The sequence below is a fragment of the Methanolobus halotolerans genome, assembly GCF_004745425.1.
Classification (GTDB): Archaea; Halobacteriota; Methanosarcinia; order Methanosarcinales; family Methanosarcinaceae; genus Methanolobus; species Methanolobus halotolerans.
This window is the reverse complement of record NZ_PGGK01000007.1, coordinates 32,868-52,250: the sequence shown is the minus strand read 5'-3', so window position 1 is coordinate 52,250 and position 19,383 is coordinate 32,868. Positions and strand designations below refer to the sequence as shown.

Sequence of the window (19,383 nt, the reverse complement as noted above, 5' to 3'; positions counted from 1 at the left end):
CCGTATAATTACCGTAAGCAACTAAATAATATATGTTTTTTGAATTTTCTGCTGACTCTATGTTCGGGTATCAAGTGCCGAAGGGAATAATTTTACGGAATTTTTGTCCTGTCTTTAGCAAAGGTTATAATGGTAGCAATAATTAAGGTAAGAATCTCTTAGAGATGACTAGCATAAAATAATAATTATCGGTCTCATAATGGTGAAAAGAATGGCAGATATCACACACTGGGCGGATGTAGTTGCAGATGAGGTCCTTCAGAAAGGAAAGAAGCACCTGGTTGCAACAGGAATCACGCCTTCTGGTCACATTCACATAGGTAATATGCGCGAGGTAGTAACAGCAGATGTAGCATACAGAGCTCTGCTTGATAAAGGTGCACAGGCCGAGTTCATCTATATTGCAGATACCTACGACCCTCTCAGGAAGGTCTATCCTTTCCTTGATGAGAGCTATGCTCAGCATGTGGGAAAACCTCTTTCGGAGATTCCCTGTCCATGTGGGGAACACAAGAGCTACTCTGAACACTTCCTGGAACCTTTCCTTGTGGCCCTTGAGCATCTGGGAATACGTCCCAGGGTCTATAGGGCTGATGAACTTTACAAGCAGGGTCTTTACACGGATGCTATTAAGACCGCACTGGTGAAGAAGGACGAAATCGCAGCTATCCTCCAGAAAGTATCGGGGAAGACTCCGGCAGAGGATTGGAGCCCTTACAACCCTGTATGTAATGTATGTGGTAAGATCAACACGACCCATGTCACGGGTTTTGACCTGGATGCGGAAACCGTGGATTATACCTGCTCCTGCGGTGACCAGGGTACTGTCTCTATGAAGGGCGGAGGAAAACTCACCTGGCGTGTGGACTGGCCGGCACGCTGGAAGGCCCTGGGGGTTACTGTAGAACCCTTCGGCAAGGATCATGCTTCCAGGGGGGGTTCATATGACACCGGCCGTGCTCTGGCAAAGGAGATATTTGAATATGAGGCTCCCTTCCCGATAGTGTATGAATGGATCATGCTGGGCAAGGAAGGAGCGATGTCATCTTCTACTGGCGTGGTCGTTTCGATCTCGGATATGTTGAAGGTTGTTCCTCCTGAGGTACTGCGTTATCTTATCATCCGTACTAAACCCGAAAAACACATTAAGTTCGACCCTGCTCAACCTCTGTTGAACCTTGTGGATGAGTTCGAACGTATTCACTCTATGGATGAGCCCGGCTCGTATGAAAGCAGGCTGATAGGATTGTCGCATGCAGCAGGTATATGTCATACTGACATACCCTTCAAGCACATGACAACCATTTATCAGGCTGCAGGCGGAGACTTTGATCGGATAATGAATATTGTCAGTAGGTCGGGATACAACACTGATAACGAGAAATGCATAAAGGAACTGGCTGATAATGTAGGCAACTGGCTTGAAATGTATGCACCTCCTTTTGCAAAGTTCAGTGTCAAAGGCGAACTTCCGGTTCAGGCAGCCAGCCTTTCAGATGCCCAGCGTGCTTTTCTATCCTCATTTGCTGACATACTTGCCGGCAGCGGTGAGTTGAGTGGTGAGGACTATCATAACATGATATACTCTGCAAAGGATCCGGGTTCAGAACTACATATAATGATGGCAAATACATCAGGTGTAGACCCTGTGGAAATGACAGTGGAGCCTAAAGACCTGTTCAAAGCTATTTATACTTCAGTTTTAGGTCAGCAGTCGGGTCCTAAGGCAGGCTGGTTCCTTTCGTCCCTGGAGAAGGACTTCCTTATCGAACGTTTCAGGAAAGCTGCAAATTACAGACCCTGATATGAATGATCTGAGTTTGTCTCAACGTGCCTGGGAAGAGGAGTACAGGCATGTTACCTGGGGTGGATCCAGGTCCATTTCTGCAGTGGAGGATCTACTTGCTCCTGGCTCCTTTGTACTGGATGCAGGGTGCGGGAATGGGAGATACCTGCTTCCTCTTTCAAAAAAGTACCACGTCGTAGGTAGTGATATTTCTCTGGTTGCTCTCTCCCGGGCAAGGAACTATCTTGAAAAAAGCGGGCAGCATGCCGTATATGCTGCTGCTTCTATCACACATCTCCCATTTTCGAACGACTCCTTTGATGCCGTCGTCTGCTACGGTGTGTTGCAGCATCTTTTTGCAAGTGAGCGGTCGCTTGCTGTTGAAGAGCTCATTAGGGTGCTCCGGCCGAATGGTTTGTTATTTTTCGAGGTTTTCGGTACTAATGATATGAGATTCGGTGGAGATGAGGTTGAAAATAACACTTTCCGCAGGAAAGGCGGTATAATCTATCATTATTTCACTGAGAAAGAACTCGAACTGCTGTTCAGGGGGTTCGATATCGGTGAGATCAGAAGTATCATGACTGAAAAAATATTCCGGGGTGAGCGGTACACCCGTCATCATATAAAAGGAATCGCTCGTAGTTTAAAAAGCGATATTTAGGTAACTCAGCAATATTATCAGCAAAGCACCGACAACTCCTGCTATGGCGCAAATAAGGATGACAATCCACGAATATGCGATCCCGAGCCCCAGTACGGCGTTTGCGACAATTAGCACGATCAGTCCAAGAATTGCATTGACTGCCATTTTCGTAGCTGTTTTTAATAATTTGTACAGCACAAATGCAATTATAATAGCTACAATAAGTATCAGGATTTCATTGACCATAGTGACCACCTTTATATTGTCTTGGTTAGTATTTAATGATTACTAAAAAATTCCTCCTGCACTTGTGTGACCTGTTCCAGTCCTGACAGGAAAGTTATCATGATTTTCTGCAATTCCTGTTCATTTGCGTATTCACTTGCAACAAGTCCCGGATCACTATTTCCGAGTATCATTGCAGAGACATTGGCCTGCGGGGAGTGCAGACAGAGAACGGGCAGACCAAGCTGCAGGGCACTGCAGACCTCATAGCCAACTCCGATCGAAGGTGTACTAACCTCTGCTATCAAGCACTCACTTTTCCTGAGAAGTTTCATGTCGTGTTCGTAAATCTCCTGTTCCGTCATGAGCGATTCTGCTTCATCAAGTGCCGGGTCTGCTACGTGCCAGCTAAGAACCTCATGTCCTTGCTGCTGTAGCAGGCTGCACATCTTGATGTACATATGGAGCATTTTCCGGCCACCACGTATGGATGCTGAAAGGAATACTCTCATAGGACGCCTCTGTGGAGGTGACCTCTTGTATATTCTTTTGATATATTCTTGCATTTGCCTGCTCCTGTCCGGAGGCCTTCACCAGAAAAATACGAATCAATTGCTTCTCTGTATGAGGTCGTGATCTTTTCAATAATTACACTGTCTGTCATTCTTGCATCGACCCTGAAACCTGAAACACTACTCTCTATCAACTGAGGTATGTCCTCCAGCAGGCAAAGCTTTTTAGAATTGAAGATATGTGTCCTGCCTGAACAGTCGGTTACTGCAGGAAAAACAAACCCCTTTTCATCTGTAAGCTCAAACGCTTCTGTCCGGAAGGATGGACTGGTACCCTTGAAAGATCCTGTAAGATTGGAATGAATGCAGTGCTCGGATACCATTACCTGAAGCCAACCGTGAACAATGAATTCAGTATTCATTCCCTGGCTCACCCTTCTTATCTGTTCCAGGTTCATTTCCGGGGAAAGTACCACAGACCTGGCACCTTTTTGAATCAGAAGTGCAGCACTATCCCTGTTAAAGATATTCAGATGACTATCTGCGATTACCGGTATCTCATGCTGGAGTGCCTTTCTCAAAATTCCGGTGTTTGCCGCAAGGATGCCTTCAAAACCTGATCCTTTTGCAGCATTCATTCTTTTTTCAACCACGGGCATCTCGCTATCCTTCACGATGGAAGGTGTATGCAGGTAGATCGGTACTTTTGCCTTTCCTGCCAGACTGGCTGCCCGATCCAGGTCTGCATCATCCTGCATGCAGTGCTCTCCATCGTAATATATGATGTCTGCACCCCCGGATATCGCAGAGTCTATAGATGCCATGTTGCTGACACTTACGTAAAGTGATGGTTTCCTTGTTATTTCAGACGAAATAAGCTCTTCAGTAACGGTATATGGAAAGTGTTCTGTTCTTCTTCTGCTTCTAACTCTGATTTTTTTTAGTTCTTCCACAGCCCTGTTTCTGGTATCGTTCATCTCTTTTATAGGAACGAAGATATCTTTTCCCATAGAAATATCTATATCTTTTGCCTCGAAGACAGTGTTGCCAAGCTTTCCAAACTGCTTTTTGATATCATCTTCAGTGGTCGCTTTCTTTATCGCAGGTTCGATGACATAATCGGAGCTGGCTCTGACCTCATTGTTATCCTCGTCCCTGACCATCAGTTCTATCTTTTCTCCGGGGAATATTCTCACTTTCAGAAGAACAGATACTTTCCTGAGTTTTCCGGGCGATTCGAACGACTCTTTCAGTTCTTTCATAAGAGAACTTTCGAGCGTCCTGTATACTTCGGTTCCCTTGGTATGCGGGATGTCTGAAGGGATGCTGATAACATTACCCCTGCCTGCTTCTTTTGTGAACTTCTCTTTTACGTACATCTGCTGAACGATAGTCCCCGACTCCTGCTCTCCTTCAAAACCAATGCCATCGCCTGCTTTCAACTTTCCTGACAGTTCCAGGGTGAGACTCCTGCGCCTCTTGTCATAGCCTATGACTTTTCCTATCCTCACCCCACGATTGTAAGGTCTTTCCCTGCTCATAAGGGTGCTTCCTGGGTTGCCTTTGAAGTAACCGCTGGTGAAATCCCGATTGAACAACTGTTCAAGTTGCAGCTTTTCTTCTTCGGAAACAAAGTATTCGGCGGGATTTTCCATGTATCTATCAATAAGGCGGCGGTAAATGCGTACCACGCCAGCCACGTATTCGGGCCGCTTCATACGTCCTTCTATTTTTAAGGATGCAATGCCTGCTTCCAAAAGTTCAGGCAGGATCGGGGAAGTGTTAAGGTCTCTGGGGCTAAGCAGGAACTCTCCGGTGGTGTTTACTCTCTTTCCTTTGCTGTTGAGTTTGTATTTCTTCCTGCAGGGCTGAGCGCAGTATCCTCTGTTACCACTTCTTTCCCCTATCATACTGCTCATCAGGCATTGCCCCGAATAGCATATGCAGAGTGCTCCATGCACAAAGGTCTCAATCTCCATACCTGTACTCTGTCTGATGTCCTTTATCTCTTCAAGTATCATTTCCCTTGCAAGCACTACCCTCTTCACACCTATGTGCTGAAGGAAACGTACTCCTTCAGTGTTGTGTATGGTCATCTGCGTGCTGGCGTGGACAGGCAGCCCGGGTACGAATTTTGTTGCAATTGACAGAAGTCCCATATCCTGTACAATGATGGCATCCGTTCCAAGTTCCTCCAGTGTGCGCATGAGCACTAATGCTTTTTCGATCTCTGTGTCCTTTATAAGTGTATTCATGGTGACATAGATCTTCACTCCCCGCAGGTGAGCGTAGTCCAGTGCCTCCTTGAATTCATCTACTGTGAAATTGCCTGCATATGCCCTTGCACTGAAATCCTCTATTCCGAGGTACACTGCATCGGCACCGTTCTCTACTGCCGCGATGAGCGATTCCATATTCCCGGCAGGGGCAAGTAGTTCGGGTTTTGATATCATCATGAACTTTGCATTATACTCATAATAGCTATATAAAAATGAAGATGAAAGATGAAAAGTCCAAAAAAGAAGAAAGCAGATCTAAGCCCGCTTTCTGAACACGAAGAGTTTTATTATGAAAACACAGACGACAATTACCACAAGGTTGTACATCGATTTGAACAGGGGCACATATTGCCATTCTAACCATGTTCCTATCACTTCCTGCATGGAGAAATAGAACTGGATAGCTGCAATAAAGAGCAACAGCATTGTTATCCCAAAGACCGCCCATCTGAAGTATTCTTCAGGGCTGGTCTTTTTCTGATCTGTGTTTCTGGTACTTGCAGTATATCCTTTATTCATGCTCTCTTCCCCGGTGGGAGGGGTGCTGATGGCGTTATATCCCTCATGTCCTGTCCTGTTTCCTTCACTCATGTTTTCCCCTCCTGTTTCCTTTTGTGATGATCAGCAATGCGGACAATATAGTGACTATCGCCATCGTAGCCCCGAATCCCGGAGACTCTTCTGAAGGATATGTCTCTTCGACAGGCATTTCAGTTTCAAAATCTTCCTCTATGACAAAGTCGCTTGTCTGGATATTCTTGTTCTGGACCTTCTCTTCGTTACTGATGACCTTTTCAGGGTTAAGCTGGACGTAATCCTCACCTGTCATTACTATGATGTCCCCGTCCCATACGCTAACCTCGACGACATAGTTGTAGTTGTCAGGGACCGTCAGGCTGACTGTACGGATCGCAGTTGCTTCAGGCTCTATATTGCCAGTGACGGTCCATTCCTTATCTGCCAGAAGCCTGGCATCAATCTCTCTTGCTTTGACGAGTATCCTGTAATTATCTGTGGACTTTGAACCCTCATTTTTCACGTAGATGTCATTCTCGATGAGGACCTTGCCGGATGTCACGTTCTTCACCATGAAATCCATCCCTGAGATCTGGATACCGACTTCCTGGAGGTCGGTTGGCATACCATCGAGGTTTCGGATCGTTATTGAAGAGCTGGCCTTTCTCTTTTCGTCCTCATAAAGGTTGAATAGAAGTATGAAACTCCCCTGTTTAGGAAGTCTGATGGACTGGCTCACTGCAGTAATCCCCTCATTCTCAATAGTTTCGATATCTTTTTCCTGAGACATTTCGAGCAGCCCTGTCTGTTCACTGAAGGCTTTGATTGCAAGTTTCGTGTTTGTCTCGCTGTCAGAACCCCTATTCATTATGTAGGCTGTCACGTTCAGATCGACGTAGGAACTTTTGACACTTTCAGTAGCCATCTCAATATCTGTTATTGTGTAGCTGCTCTCTTCTTCAAAGTCATTTATGCATCCTCCTGAAACAGTGAAGGATCCGATGATGAGTAAAATAAGAATGAAACGTATTTCTCTATCTCTTTTTTCATTCATGTTCTTCTGTTATACAAGAGAAGGGATATTATTTAAACATTATGAAATATTTATTTAAACTGTGCTAAATTTTAATCTCTGATAGCAACAAATATCTCGTCTATATCCGGCAATGAACGCGTCTCATAAACTTTTATATATTTTACTTTGAGGTCTTCATCAATCAGGATGCTTGCCCGCTTTGATACTCCCATGTCCTCATTGAACATGCCGTACATCCTTGCCACTGCTCCATGCGGCCAGAAGTCGGACAGGAAGACCGTCTTCTCAACTCCCAGTTCCTTAGCCCATGCTTTCTTGGAAGGCACGGAATCAATGCTGATCCCAAGGGCGACTGTATTCATGGAACTGAATTTCTCATAGTTCTCTTCCAGCAGTTTCATGTGCTTTGCACACCCCTGGGTCCAGGCCAGCGGATGAAAGGCGAGTAATATCTTTTTACCTTTGAGGTCATGAAGGTGTACTACATTACGGTTACTGTCTCTGAGTGTAAAATCCTCAATAGTCTTGCCAGTCTTTAGTTCGTTCATAACTAACCCCCTGAGTTATCAATAGATATGGGGACCAGGTCTATAAAAGATAATCCTGTCAGTCAGGACAAATACATGGCTTCCTGCCGCACGTGGGGCACTTATCGGGATACTTCTCAAGAAATGCCGCCTCAAGGTCTATTCCGTAGAGGTTTGCCAGGGCTCCCACCCAGGCAAAGCAGTCCGCAAGCTCTTCTCTGATATTCTCACAGTCGTCCCTGCGAATAGCTTCTGCGAGTTCTCCTACCTCTTCTACAAGCCAGAGCATGGTTGCGGCAGGGCCGCGTTTCTTGTCATTGTGTGCGTACAGGTCGGACATCAGTTGCTGGAACTCTGCTATCTCCATATCATCACCGGTTCAGAGCCTTACAGGTATGCTCTTCTCTTTGAGGTATTCCTTTGTGTCTTTAACAGTGTATTCGCCAAAGTGGAAGATGCTTGCTGCAAGAGCGGCATCGGCCTTTCCTTTTACAAAACCTTCATACATATGATCGGGATTCCCGACGCCACCGGATGCGATTATGGGTATTTCCAGCTCTTCGGAGAGTTTTTTTGTGATTGGAATGTCGAAACCGTCATATGTGCCGTCCCGATCCATACTGGTGAGGAGTATCTCTCCTGATCCAAGTTCCTCTACTTTTTTAGCCCATTGTACGGCATCGATACCTGTGGGCTGGCGCCCTCCGTATATAACCACCTCGTACCATGCAGGGGTGCCGTCTTCCAGTTCGAGTATGGTTATGTCGGGATTATCCACTATATTGGTATTCCTCTTGCAGTCGATGGCTGTGACGATGCACTGGGCACCGAAGATCTCCGAGGCTTCTTTGATAAGCTGAGGTTTCTTCACAGCAGATGTGTTAATGGAAACCTTGTCGGCACCCGCACGCAGTATCTGGCGCACGTCCTCGATGGAGTTTATGCCACCTCCCACGGTCAGGGGAATGAACACTTCATTTGCGGTCCTCTCGATGACATCGATCATGGTGGAGCGTCCTTCATGGGAGGCAGTAATATCCAGGAAAACAAGTTCGTCCGCACCCTGCTCGTTGTATCTTTTAGCAAGTTCCACAGGGTCACCGGCTTTGCGCAGGTCTACGAACTCTATACCCTTGACAACTGTTCCCCCGGCCTCGTCAAGCGTTACGTCAAGACATGGTATGATCCTTTTAGTAAGCATGTATGTTTGTGTCCTTTTCACCGTATGGTGTTATTCAAATCTGTCATCAAGTCTGGCAGATGTCTATCTAATAAGAAGACATTGATTTTTATTTAACACTTGTTATGCCATGGTCCGGATAACATCAGTTTCAGACATTGGGATAATAGTAAAGCGGAAGGGCTTATAACCCTTCGTTTTTCTTTTGCTTTTTAACAACTACAATTCCCAGAGCAAGGACAACAGCTATGCCGATTATCCAGAAAAGATAGCCAAAACCACTTTCATCTTTCACAGGTGTTTCTTCCTCTGTAAGGTCAGAAGTCTCAGAATCCTGCGATGATGGGTCAAGTGAAACTTCCTGTATACTCTCGGCATCTGTGCCGAACAGCGCATAGAGCGAGAAGTGATTCGTCGCTGCCGTTGCTCTCCCCTTTTCCCGGTCAACGGTTGTTGTAAGTGCTATCCATCCGTCTGAAGTGTGAGTATAGATCACAGGATTGCGTCCCTCGAACTCTGCCGGATCAAACTCGATAGTAATTATGACGTCCTGACTGAAAGTGGTTCCGGAGGGTCCGAAATCAAAGTAGAGGCCTGACTCTATGACCTCTGCAGGAGTATTTGATGGCAGGGATGCCGGGGTGGTGACTATTATCTTGCTCACAGGATTTCCGTAAGGATCAAGGGCTTTTGTTCCTTTGCCCACTGACAGTGTAGTTGATGCATCAGATGACTTTATGACAGTATCAGCTGTAATTTCGCCATCCCCGTTAACGGGCAGGTCGGTAACGGTTCCCTGTGATCTGATCCTTGCTGAAAGGGATTTGTCATGAGAACCTGATACTGTTGGTCCGGCAGCATCTTTGAAAAGACCAAAAGTACCGAATTCAGTAAGGTTTGCAGAAACGTAGTTATGGGTTGTATTGAGCGTGACACTTGGAACTTCAACCCACTGGTCATTGTCTGTCCTGAACAGTGAGATCGAAGCTTCAGTAGTATTGCTCATCCCCGAATCGTCGTAGGAATAAGTAATAAGCATATTTTCTGAAGCCAGGATAGTTGATGATGGGACAATGGACGAATGGACAATACCAACATACCCGTTGACATTCGTTTTGCCGGAAAACTGTACGGGGTTAGAATCAGAACCACTCAGCAGGATCCTGCTATCGTCGGTCACAAAAGATAGTTTTGCCAGGCCGTTCGTCAGTATGAGATCATCTACCATGGTGTTTGTTGACAGAAGTGTATAAAGACCATAATAGTTCCCAGCTGTACGGGTCGATGATATAACATTGTCAGAAGAAAAGCCAACAGCGATCCCAAATGAAGCGTCCATCTCACTGACAGTGGGGCTTATAGAGGATGAGTCTATGGAGCCAGACTGGCCCAAGAATTCAGGTGAGGATGCCGGGTCGAACAGAGCATATTCTTCTGTATCGACGATACTACCCATCTCGTCAAAATATGTGGTTAAAGGGTCCGTGCCCAAGGATTCAATATCCATAGTTGCAGCACTAACTGCCCAGTCACCGGTGCTGTCCATGGCACTATTGCCCAAAAGTGTATTGCTGTTTGAATCCTCCAGAACAAAACCGGCTCGGGAGTTAGTATTGGCAGTATTATTGATGAAAACGTTGTTATTTGAATATCTTAGCGCAATACCGTCCAGATCATTATCACTGGCAGTATTGTTTTCCAGGGTATTGTTGTCGGCATGGTAAAGACGAATACCAGCTTGTTCATTGCTGCTGGCAGTATTAGAAGTAAGTGTATTATTATCTGATCCTATATAGAACCCGTAAGAATTTCCATTGCCAGCGGTATTATTGATCAGCACATTGAATTCTGAACTGGTAAGATCTATTCCAACGAAACTGTCTTTTGCAGTGTTATCAGTCAGGTTATTGTTATCTGAATTAGAAAGTCTGATGCCTACCGGAGTATTGGAATCGAAATCATTGCTGGTTATGTCGTTGTAGCTGGAATCTATAAGATTGAGTCCCCTAACATTGGATGTAGAGGTACTATTGGATAATAGATTATTACCTGACATTGTCATTTCGAGGCCGTAAATATTGCTGTTGGCCACTACATTTTCGATAGTGTTGAAGTTAGAGTGAATCATGTAGATACCATGGTAACAGTCCGAAGCAGTAAAGTTCTCTATCCTTGAATTATTGGTATATGCAAACGCTATACCGTCATAACCATTTGATACGGAGAAGTCCTTGACTGTGACGTTGGTGGAGTTTACGACATATACCTGCCCTGCATCCAGAGGTACCTGCATATCTGTCTGGGTGATAAGGTAATAGAGCGGTTTTCCATTGACCATGTTGTTGGTGTCTATATTATGGACAAAATGCTTTAGTTCAGGGCCGTAAACACCAAAATTAAAATCGTTTGATCCCATGGTATTATTGGCCAGGGTATTGTTGGTCGAATCTTCCAGGAAAATGCCGTAATCGTTGGAACTGAGAGAACTGTTGGTTAAGATGTTGTTACTTGCATTAAGAAGGAGGATTCCTTTCTCAGTGTTATTTATTGCAGTATTGTCATCCAGAACATTGTAGTTACTCACATTATAAAGGTAGATACCGCTCTTTAAGTTATCACTTGCATTATTGCCGGTCAGGGTATTGTAACTTGAAACGTTAAGGTGAATGCCATGATAGGTGTTGTTAATTACAATATTGTCAGCCATGTTGTTGCTGTCTGAATAGTAGAGATTTATTCCTGATTCAGGGTTATCGACTATCGTGTTGTTGCTCAGGATATTATTTTCCGAATTATCGATATAGATGCCGTCACAACCACCGGAGCTGATCGTGTTGTTGTCTAAAACATTATGATTGCTTGAAGAATACAGGGAAATGCCATCCCATCCGCTTGATCCGATTATGCTGTCGGTAAAAGTGTTGTCAGTAGAGTTCTCAAGGTATATTCCATAAGTGTTGTTGATGGCATTGATATTATCAAGAGTGTTGGAATCTGAATTTACCAGTATAACTCCACCAGCGTTTTGTGAAACAGTGATATTCTCGACCCTTGAATTGTTAGTATATGCAAGCATTACACCTTCATAACCGTTAGATATTGAGATATCCTTTACAGTAATGTTCGCGGAGCTTACAATGTAAACCTGTCCTGCACCCAGGGGGATCTGTGTATCCGCCTGATCGACCAGATAATAGAGCGGTTTTCCATTGACCTGATTGCTGGTGTCTATATCGTGGACAAAATGTTCCGGATCCGGTCCATAGGTCCCGAAGTTATAACTATTCGACTCCATCGTATTATTGACCAGGGTATTATTGGCTGATCTCTGCAGATAGATGCCAATTGTGTTAGAACCGATCTGATTGTTGCTTATAGTGCTGTCATCTGAATTGTAAAAGTAGATGCCTGCATAACTTTCAGACACCAGGTTGTCTGAGATGTTACAATTTAAAGCTGAAAACGCGTAAATGCTACTGTAGTTTGTTGCGCCTGTGACGTTAAACCCACTAATTGTAACATTGCTGGCCGTGACATTGAATATGTGTGTGTCTATTGATGCTGCCTGAACGATCGTGTTTGCAGAACCATTCTCAGAGTGGATTGTGATACTTTTGTTAACAACTATGTTCTCAGTATAGATTCCATCAATGACGACTATAGTGTCTCCGTCAGTTGCATTGGTCAGTGCGGCGTTGATTGTAGTGTTCCCTGTTCCTTCACCGGCGATAATGTCTGCTGCGGATGCCATTCCTATGGTTAAGAGCAGGATCAATAATAATATTGGATATTTTAATGTTCGTAGTTTCGATGAGTTTATAAAAACCACCTTCTGATATCAAAAGTATAATTTATTATTTAAGACAAGCATAATATATAAAATACACTATATAAATAAGATAAAGTTTATATTTAAATTGTTTTTTGGTAATGGTTTCGTTGCTCAAAACTTTAACATGTATCTTCTTTCATTGGGTGAAAATAAATTCATACCCAGTGTATTCAGAAAAAAAACATTCTGTAGATATAGCTGTCGTGACAATTATGTGACCGTAATTATATGCCGGGGCCTTTTTTCAGATTATGCAGGACTTTCTCACACCAACAACACCGCAATAACCCCTGCCAGAAAAACCCCGTCGAAAGTCCCGGCTCCTCCAATGCTCGCAACCGGTGCCCCTATCTTGGTTATGGCGCTGAGGTTGAGCAGGTCGGCTCCGATTAGGGTGCCCATGGTGCCGCTCACGTAGGCTGTGATGAAGAGCAGGTCGCGGTTGGCTCCGGCCATGGATACTACGAGCATAGAGCTTAGTGCGGCTACAAGAGGGGGGATGATTGCGGGTGATACGATGCCGACTCCTCTGACGGGGCGGGCGACCATCTTGGTTACAAGGGAGACGATGGCGGTTGCGTATAGTGAGTATACGATGGCTCCGGGGAAGAGGATTAACAGGTATAGGGACACCATGGACGGGATAAGTGCGCCTCCTATATTTACCGCAAGGGTCGTCTTTGTCTTGAATGTCTCCTTGAAGGGGACTCTGTAGGAAACCCCGAATACCTTGACAAAGCGATGGTTCTCGATTGGAGTCTCAGACTCGATGGTTGTGAGGGGTATATTGATACTGCTCCCTATAAGGGATAGCAAGAGCAGGATAAAGGCATCACTCCATGAGAACCCTATCCTCGCAAATGCCGTGCTGGCAAGGCCAAAGAAGAGGATTGAGATGCTAAAGGCAAATAACATCACCAGTACAGCGGTGAAAAAGAACTTCAACGGGTTATAAAAAATCCTGTGCCTCATGGAAGTAGTTCTTTAGATTTTAAATAATTGTTTTCTTGTGAACCGAATGTCCGCTTATTCAAAATCGTCTGCAGATCTTGAGAGCTGGAAGTTCTCCTTGTTGATAGAATCGTCAGTGAATATCTTCCTGTCAATAAGAATCGGAGCATTCTGTCTGAGGGCCATGGCAATGCAATCGCTTGGCCGGGCATCAAATTCAATGCTGGTCCCGTCCCTGTCAAGCCTGAGCCTTGCATAATATATGTTATCGATCTTCTCATCGATAAGGACCCTTTCCACCTTTGTCCCGAGCCTTTCGAGCATGGTGACTATAAGGTCGTGCGTCATAGGCCTTGGCATTGTCTCATTTCTCAATACCGAGTTTATGGAAAGTGCCTCGGAATTACCGATATGTATCGGCATGAGCGAGCCCTCTTCGTCCTCAAGCATCACCGCGGGGACAGACCTTCCTACTATATTTACCATAAAGACACCCTTGACGGTGACTTCCTTTAAATTTGTATCAGAGTTCATATGATTTACAGGATCTTGGTTCGTACACTATTCACATAATAAGTTAACAATCATCATTACTTAAGATTTTCTAGGACTTTTGTTCAGATATCCGAAACCTCCACCTCCCGGGGTCTCAATGACAAAGACGTCTCCTGCACCTGCCACATATTCGGCCTTTCCTCCCAGTTCAAGAATAACTCCATCCTTTTTAACGATATAGTTACGTCCGACCTTTCCATCCTTTCCGCCGTTGAGGCCCGCGGGAGCCACCCTCCTGTGGCCGGAGATTATAGCAGCCCTCATCGGTTCCAGAAAGCGTATTTTCCTGATGACGCCGCATCCTCCGGTGTACTCGCCTTCCCCTGCGCTTTCCTGTCTTATGGAAAACTCTTCCAGTAGCACCGGAAAGCGCCATTCCAGCACTTCCGGGTCGGTTATCCTCGAATTTGTCATATGGGTATGCACCGCATCCGTTCCGTGAAAGCCATCCCCTGCTCCCGAACCACCGCATATGGTCTCATAGTACTGAAACTCTGAGTTCCCAAAGGTAAAGTTGTTCATTGTCCCCTGGGAACCTGCCATCACTCCCAGTGCCTTAAAAAGTGTATCCACGATTGCCTGAGAGGTCTCCACATTCCCTGCGACCACCGCTGCAGGATACACCGGGTTGAGCATACAACCCTCGGGTACGGATATTTCCAGTGGCTTGAGGCATCCCTCATTCAATGGGATATCCTCCTGCACAAGTGTCCTGAACACATAGAGTACAGCCGCCTTGCAGACTGCTACAGGCGCATTGAGGTTTCCGGGGTGCTGGGGCGATGTTCTTGTGAAGTCTATATGTGCTGCTCTTCTTTCCCTGTCAATGCTTACTTTTACTTTGATCTGGCTTCCGTCGTCAAAGACCTGCACCGCCTCTCCGTCCTTGAGGGATGTAGTAATTGCTCTGACTGCCTCTTCAGCGTTATCCTGCACATGGCTCATGTAAGCTTCCACAGTCTTGAGGGAAAAGCTCTCCGCAAGTAGTTTTAGCTCCATGGCGCCCTTCTCGTTCGCAGCTACCTGGGCACGGAGGTCAGCGATATTCTGTCGGGGATTGCTTACCGGGTATTTGCTGTATTGCAACCATTGATTTACTTCAATTTCGAGGAATTGCCCGTTTTCAACTATCCGCATCCCATCGGTTATAACTCCTTCCTCGTCGATGTGCCTGCTGTTAGGTGGCATGGAAGCAGGGCTGATGCCGCCTATGTCTGCATGGTGTCCCCGTGAGGCTACATAGAAGGCTGGCCTGCCTTCAATAAAAACCGGGGTAATCACAGTGATATCCGGCAGATGTGTCCCGCCCTTAAAAGGAGAGTTAACTATGTAAACATCACCGGGTTGTATTTCCCTGAACTGTTCTATGACCGATCGGACGCTTTCTCCCATAGAGCCCAGGTGTACGGGTATATGGGGCGCATTGGCAACAAGTCTTCCATCCATGTCAAAGACCGCACATGAGAAGTCAAGCCTTTCTTTGATATTTACCGAGTATGCAGTATTCTGGAGCGTATAGCCCATCTGTTCCGCAATGGACATGAAACGGTTGTTGAATATCTCAAGCATCACAGGGTCTGCTTCTGTGCCAATGTCCTGTGTGTCTGGGACCTGCCCCACCTTTGTGAGTATCAGGCAGTTAGTGGAAGTGAGTTCTGCTTTCCAGCCCGGTTCAATTACAACGGTTGTGTTCTCCTCCGTTATTATGGCAGGCCCATGGACTTCTGTTCCGGGTTTCAGGTTCTCACGTTTTATTATGGGTGTTTTGTGGAATTGGTTACAGGTGTACATGCGGGTACTGACGATTGCTTCATGGTTACCATTACCGGGAGGAAGTACATTATTTTCCAGCACATTCTCCCCGGAGCCCACGATCTCCACCGATATTGCTTCCACAATAAGCTCCTTATCTTCCATTGTAAACCCGAAACGTTTTTTGTGCTCGTGGTCAAAGGCATTGACAATGCCTTCCATTGTACCGGAATCAATTATCAGGGGGTTATCGGTTCCAATATACTTCACATGCACTCTGTGAAATGTACCAATGTTTTCTTCCCTTACTCCCTGAATGCGCATCTCTGCTTTTCCTTCCGTCTCTATTCTGGTGAACTCCGTGCTAAGGCCCAGGACCAGTTTGTCATCCAGCACCCGCTCCACAGCATACTCTTTCAGTATCTTCTGATCGGCAAGTCCCATGCCGTATGCAGAAAGCACACCTGCAAACGGGTGAATAAAAACAGTCCTCAGTCCCAGTGAATCCGCCACTCTGCAGGCATGCTGGGCCCCTGCACCTCCGAAGCAACAGAGTGTATAGTTCTTGATATCGTATCCTCGCTGGATGGATATCTTCTTGATGGCATTGGTCATGTTCTCTACAGCCACCTTCAGAAATCCTTCTGCAATCTTTTCTGCAGTATAATCCTCGCCTGTGAACGCAGTTACCTCTTCAGCAAGTTCCTTGAATTTCCTGGCAACGGTTTCCCTGTCAAGAGGCAGATCAGCTTCCGGGCCGAACACCTGCGGGAAGTGCTCTGGCTGTATTGTACAAAGCATGAGATTGCAATCCGTAACAGTAAGCGGTCCTCCTTTGCGATAACATGCCGGTCCGGGATCCGAACCTGCCGAGTCGGGACCTACACGGAACCTGCCGGAATCAAAATGGAGTATGGACCCTCCTCCGGCTGCAACTGTATTGATGTGAAGCATGGGTGAGCGCAGGTGAATTCCCGCAACCTCTGTCTCAAAGCTCCTCTCGTACTCCCCGCTGTAATGTGCGACATCTGTGGATGTCCCCCCCATGTCAAAGGTAATGATGTTCCTGAAACCTGCCATTTCAGATGTCCGGATGGCTCCGACTATCCCGCCTGCAGGTCCAGAAAGGATGCAGTCCCTGCCTCTGAAATACCGGGAATCTATAAGTCCGCCACCGGACTGCATGAACATCAGATGTGTCCTCTTGCCAGAATCCTCCAGTGTTTCTGCTATCATATCGATATACCTTCTCAATACAGGTGACAGGTATGCATCAACGACGGTGGTTTCACCACTGCTCACAAACTTCATCAGGGGGCTGACCTCATGTGAAAGCGATATGTGTGAAAAGCCGATCTCTTCTGCAATCCGTTTAAGCTGGAGTTCATGGTCAGGATAGCGATAGGCGTGCATCAGCACTATTGCAACAGACCTTATGCCTGCAACGTATACTTTTCTAAGTTCTTCCCGTGCCTTTCGGGTATCCAGGGGAACAAGTTCCTCGCCATGGGCAGTGTAACGTTCCCTGACCTCCACGACTCTTTCATATAACAGCTCGGGCCGCTTGATCTCCAATGCAAAGATATCGGGCCGGTTCTGGTAGGCTATACGGAGCGCATCCCTGAAACCCTCAGTGGTTACAAGGGCGGTGGGCTCGCCTTTACGTTCAAGCAGGGCATTGGTTCCAACAGTGGTACCCATCTTTATGGACGAGATTTTCTCCGATGTCAACGTATTTCCCAATCCTGTTCCCAGTATCCTGCGAATCCCATGCATCGCTGCATCTGCATAGTGCTCAGGATCTTCCGAGAGCAGTTTATGGGTAAACAATTTTCCTTCTGGCGATTTTGCTACAATGTCAGTAAAAGTGCCGCCACGATCGATCCAGAATTCCCATGTATCACTTTTTTCAGAAGGCATAATATCTCCCCGGAATACCTGCAAAAGGTCATCAATAGGTTCTATGTGCGGAACGGTTGAATTGAAAAATATCTATGCATTATACTTTTTCACTGCTGGCTTTTCAGGGTTTTGATTCGAACCTGAAGCCGTTAGCTCCCATAAGTGGTACGAAGGTCACGCCTCCGCAATCTTTTCTGACAAGACTGCCATCATCTTCTTTTTTTATGAGGTATAGGTGCTGATACATATCTCCCTCGGGTATTGCCATAAGGCCGCCTGTCCTGAGTTGCTCCACCAGTGCCCGGGGAGTGCAGGGTGCTGATGCCGTCACACATATCCTGTCGTAGGGCGCTTCCTGCGGGTATCCCAGACTGCCATCTGCAAGAATGATATCTACATTATCATATCCGGCTTTTTCCAGGTTGACCCTGGCGAATCCGGCAAGCGGTTCCAGACGCTCCACAGAGTATATCTTACCTTTACTGTCCACAAGTTCAGCCATGACCGCGGCATTATATCCTGATCCGGCTCCGACCTCAAGTACCTTGAGCCCTATCTCAAGCTCAAGCAGATCGCACATAATGGCAACCATATGTGGTGCAGAAATAGTCTGGGCGTAACCTATGGACAGAGGTGTATCGACGTATGATCTGTCACGGTGAACCTCGGGAACGAAAAGATGCCTTGGCACCTTTCTCAGCGCATCAAGTACTCTATCACTGATCCCGTAACTGCTGAGGGAACTTACCAATCTCTCCTTCTGCCTCGCATACTCCATGCTGTTCTGCCTTCTCCCCATCCCTGCCTTTTTGCTTCGTCTGCAAATACTCTCTTGATATCTTTGGCTTCGACAGTACTGCCTTTGCTGGACAGGAAGGCGCCATCTCGTTTCTTGATCTTGGTTATCCTGAAATCCGTCTGATCCGCTTTATCATCAGTTCCTATCGTGAATTCATATCCGCCGGGAACTCGCTTTTCAATAGCCTGTGTCTTTCTGCCCTGGTGTACGGATATCCTGACGATCACTTCATCGATGGCTCTTCCCCATATGGTATTAATATCCGGGGCTATTGCAGCATTGACTCTTTTTATATCTGTATCGATGGCAGTTACGATGATAGGATATACTTCATCGTTTTCTTCATCATCGATTATAATCTCGTCCTCAACTCTGATGACATCTTCGGACGTCATTCTATGCATACAGCTAAAGGATTCCTCTCCTCTGCTGATTATTACCTTCACATCGGCATTTTTCGGTCTCTCTATCGTGGTGGGATGAACGTTTCCGCATTCCTGGCACTGCACAATAATATTCTGACCTGACTTCAATACATCATGAGGCACCTCTATTTTAGGTGAGCATGACGGACATACAACTTCTACTTCATCGTTCATATTCTCAATAGCACCATTGTCCGGGATATGTAAATAATTAACTGAGTATGAAACCGGTCGAAGGTGATTTTTTACTGCTGTGCCGTTGTACGGTATCGACTAATCGGCAAGACCGTTTCTGTCGATAATAATGGGAGGCGGGATACTGTAAATTTAATATGTACGGCAAATCAGGTATTATGGGATAGGTATCGACCTGTTTCTTGAAGAAGATCCGGAGGGATGGAGAAACAAGACTGGAGCTTGTAGATATAGATACCGAATGAAAGATCCGGTTCTTTTATTT

Annotated in this window: 16 protein-coding genes; 2 read left to right on the top strand and 14 right to left on the bottom strand. The window is 45.9% G+C overall.

What is annotated here, in order from left to right:
- Window positions 1-211 precede the first annotated feature (211 nt).
- The gene (lysS, locus tag CUN85_RS07835) at window positions 212-1,804 is read left to right on the top strand and encodes a lysine--tRNA ligase (RefSeq protein ID WP_135389771.1); all 1,593 of its coding nucleotides are present in this window, start codon (window positions 212-214) and stop codon (window positions 1,802-1,804) included.
- A gap of 1 nt (window position 1,805) precedes the next feature.
- Window positions 1,806-2,450 carry a class I SAM-dependent methyltransferase gene (locus CUN85_RS07830; RefSeq protein ID WP_135389770.1) on the top strand — a complete coding sequence of 215 codons (645 nt, stop codon included), beginning with the start codon at window positions 1,806-1,808 and terminating at the stop codon, window positions 2,448-2,450.
- Here CUN85_RS07830 and CUN85_RS07825 read toward each other — a convergent pair.
- The 14 genes from CUN85_RS07825 to CUN85_RS07760 form a co-directional block, all read right to left on the bottom strand.
- Window positions 2,433-2,678: a pro-sigmaK processing inhibitor BofA family protein gene (locus CUN85_RS07825; protein WP_135389769.1), complete on the bottom strand. Its 246-nt coding sequence runs from the start codon at window positions 2,676-2,678 to the stop codon at window positions 2,433-2,435. The two genes, CUN85_RS07830 and CUN85_RS07825, sit on opposite strands and share 18 nt — an antisense overlap.
- 32 nt (window positions 2,679-2,710) lie before the next feature.
- A complete protein-coding gene (locus CUN85_RS07820; RefSeq protein ID WP_135389768.1) occupies window positions 2,711-3,169 on the bottom strand; it encodes a nucleoside 2-deoxyribosyltransferase in 459 nt (152 codons plus the stop codon).
- The gene (locus CUN85_RS07815; protein ID WP_135389767.1) at window positions 3,166-5,625 is read right to left on the bottom strand and encodes a DUF3656 domain-containing U32 family peptidase; all 2,460 of its coding nucleotides are present in this window, start codon (window positions 5,623-5,625) and stop codon (window positions 3,166-3,168) included. The genes CUN85_RS07820 and CUN85_RS07815 overlap by 4 nt, the downstream gene beginning before the upstream one ends.
- Before the next feature lie 78 nt (window positions 5,626-5,703).
- The gene (locus tag CUN85_RS07810) at window positions 5,704-6,039 is read right to left on the bottom strand and encodes a hypothetical protein (RefSeq protein WP_135389766.1); all 336 of its coding nucleotides are present in this window, start codon (window positions 6,037-6,039) and stop codon (window positions 5,704-5,706) included.
- Window positions 6,032-7,018 (bottom strand): DUF7490 domain-containing protein, encoded by a 987-nt coding sequence (locus tag CUN85_RS07805; protein WP_135389765.1) that lies wholly within the window; start codon window positions 7,016-7,018, stop codon window positions 6,032-6,034. Before CUN85_RS07805 ends, CUN85_RS07810 begins: the two co-directional genes overlap by 8 nt.
- Before the next feature lie 71 nt (window positions 7,019-7,089).
- Complete coding sequence (locus tag CUN85_RS07800; RefSeq protein WP_135389764.1) at window positions 7,090-7,548, bottom strand: redoxin domain-containing protein; 459 nt, start codon at window positions 7,546-7,548, stop codon at window positions 7,090-7,092.
- A 58-nt stretch (window positions 7,549-7,606) separates the two neighbouring features.
- Entirely contained in the window at window positions 7,607-7,894 is a 288-nt protein-coding gene (locus CUN85_RS07795; protein ID WP_135389763.1) for a MazG nucleotide pyrophosphohydrolase domain-containing protein, read from the bottom strand.
- 12 nt (window positions 7,895-7,906) lie between these two features.
- Window positions 7,907-8,728, bottom strand: coding sequence for an imidazole glycerol phosphate synthase subunit HisF (gene hisF, locus CUN85_RS07790; protein ID WP_135389762.1), 822 nt, complete (start codon window positions 8,726-8,728; stop codon window positions 7,907-7,909).
- A gap of 163 nt (window positions 8,729-8,891) precedes the next feature.
- Complete coding sequence (locus CUN85_RS07785; RefSeq protein ID WP_135389761.1) at window positions 8,892-12,458, bottom strand: NosD domain-containing protein; 3,567 nt, start codon at window positions 12,456-12,458, stop codon at window positions 8,892-8,894.
- Between the two features lie 345 nt (window positions 12,459-12,803).
- The gene (locus tag CUN85_RS07780) at window positions 12,804-13,511 is read right to left on the bottom strand and encodes a DUF1614 domain-containing protein (RefSeq protein WP_135389760.1); all 708 of its coding nucleotides are present in this window, start codon (window positions 13,509-13,511) and stop codon (window positions 12,804-12,806) included.
- 54 nt (window positions 13,512-13,565) lie between these two features.
- Window positions 13,566-13,976, bottom strand: coding sequence for a bifunctional nuclease family protein (locus CUN85_RS07775; protein ID WP_235856251.1), 411 nt, complete (start codon window positions 13,974-13,976; stop codon window positions 13,566-13,568).
- Window positions 13,977-14,084: 108 nt separating this feature from the next.
- Complete coding sequence (locus CUN85_RS07770; RefSeq protein ID WP_135389758.1) at window positions 14,085-17,717, bottom strand: hydantoinase B/oxoprolinase family protein; 3,633 nt, start codon at window positions 17,715-17,717, stop codon at window positions 14,085-14,087.
- Window positions 17,718-17,820: 103 nt separating this feature from the next.
- Window positions 17,821-18,477 (bottom strand): protein-L-isoaspartate O-methyltransferase, encoded by a 657-nt coding sequence (locus CUN85_RS07765; protein WP_135389856.1) that lies wholly within the window; start codon window positions 18,475-18,477, stop codon window positions 17,821-17,823.
- Window positions 18,444-19,097 (bottom strand): HVO_0476 family zinc finger protein, encoded by a 654-nt coding sequence (locus CUN85_RS07760; RefSeq protein ID WP_167848830.1) that lies wholly within the window; start codon window positions 19,095-19,097, stop codon window positions 18,444-18,446. Before CUN85_RS07760 ends, CUN85_RS07765 begins: the two co-directional genes overlap by 34 nt.
- Window positions 19,098-19,383: the final 286 nt, after the last annotated feature.

Coding starts and splice junctions, on each gene's coding strand:
- CUN85_RS07775 (WP_235856251.1), bottom strand. CDS start 13,976: ATGGTAAATATAGTAGGAAGGTCTGTCCCCGCGGTGATGCTTGAGGAC.
- CUN85_RS07770 (WP_135389758.1), bottom strand. CDS start 17,717: ATGCCTTCTGAAAAAAGTGATACATGGGAATTCTGGATCGATCGTGGC.
- CUN85_RS07815 (WP_135389767.1), bottom strand. CDS start 5,625: ATGATGATATCAAAACCCGAACTACTTGCCCCTGCCGGGAATATGGAA.
- CUN85_RS07795 (WP_135389763.1), bottom strand. CDS start 7,894: ATGGAGATAGCAGAGTTCCAGCAACTGATGTCCGACCTGTACGCACAC.
- lysS (WP_135389771.1), top strand. CDS start 212: ATGGCAGATATCACACACTGGGCGGATGTAGTTGCAGATGAGGTCCTT.
- CUN85_RS07760 (WP_167848830.1), bottom strand. CDS start 19,097: ATGAACGATGAAGTAGAAGTTGTATGTCCGTCATGCTCACCTAAAATA.
- CUN85_RS07830 (WP_135389770.1), top strand. CDS start 1,806: ATGAATGATCTGAGTTTGTCTCAACGTGCCTGGGAAGAGGAGTACAGG.
- CUN85_RS07810 (WP_135389766.1), bottom strand. CDS start 6,039: ATGAGTGAAGGAAACAGGACAGGACATGAGGGATATAACGCCATCAGC.
- hisF (WP_135389762.1), bottom strand. CDS start 8,728: ATGCTTACTAAAAGGATCATACCATGTCTTGACGTAACGCTTGACGAG.
- CUN85_RS07765 (WP_135389856.1), bottom strand. CDS start 18,477: ATGGAGTATGCGAGGCAGAAGGAGAGATTGGTAAGTTCCCTCAGCAGT.
- CUN85_RS07800 (WP_135389764.1), bottom strand. CDS start 7,548: ATGAACGAACTAAAGACTGGCAAGACTATTGAGGATTTTACACTCAGA.
- CUN85_RS07780 (WP_135389760.1), bottom strand. CDS start 13,511: ATGAGGCACAGGATTTTTTATAACCCGTTGAAGTTCTTTTTCACCGCT.
- CUN85_RS07820 (WP_135389768.1), bottom strand. CDS start 3,169: ATGAGAGTATTCCTTTCAGCATCCATACGTGGTGGCCGGAAAATGCTC.
- CUN85_RS07805 (WP_135389765.1), bottom strand. CDS start 7,018: ATGAATGAAAAAAGAGATAGAGAAATACGTTTCATTCTTATTTTACTC.
- CUN85_RS07825 (WP_135389769.1), bottom strand. CDS start 2,678: ATGGTCAATGAAATCCTGATACTTATTGTAGCTATTATAATTGCATTT.
- CUN85_RS07785 (WP_135389761.1), bottom strand. CDS start 12,458: ATGGCATCCGCAGCAGACATTATCGCCGGTGAAGGAACAGGGAACACT.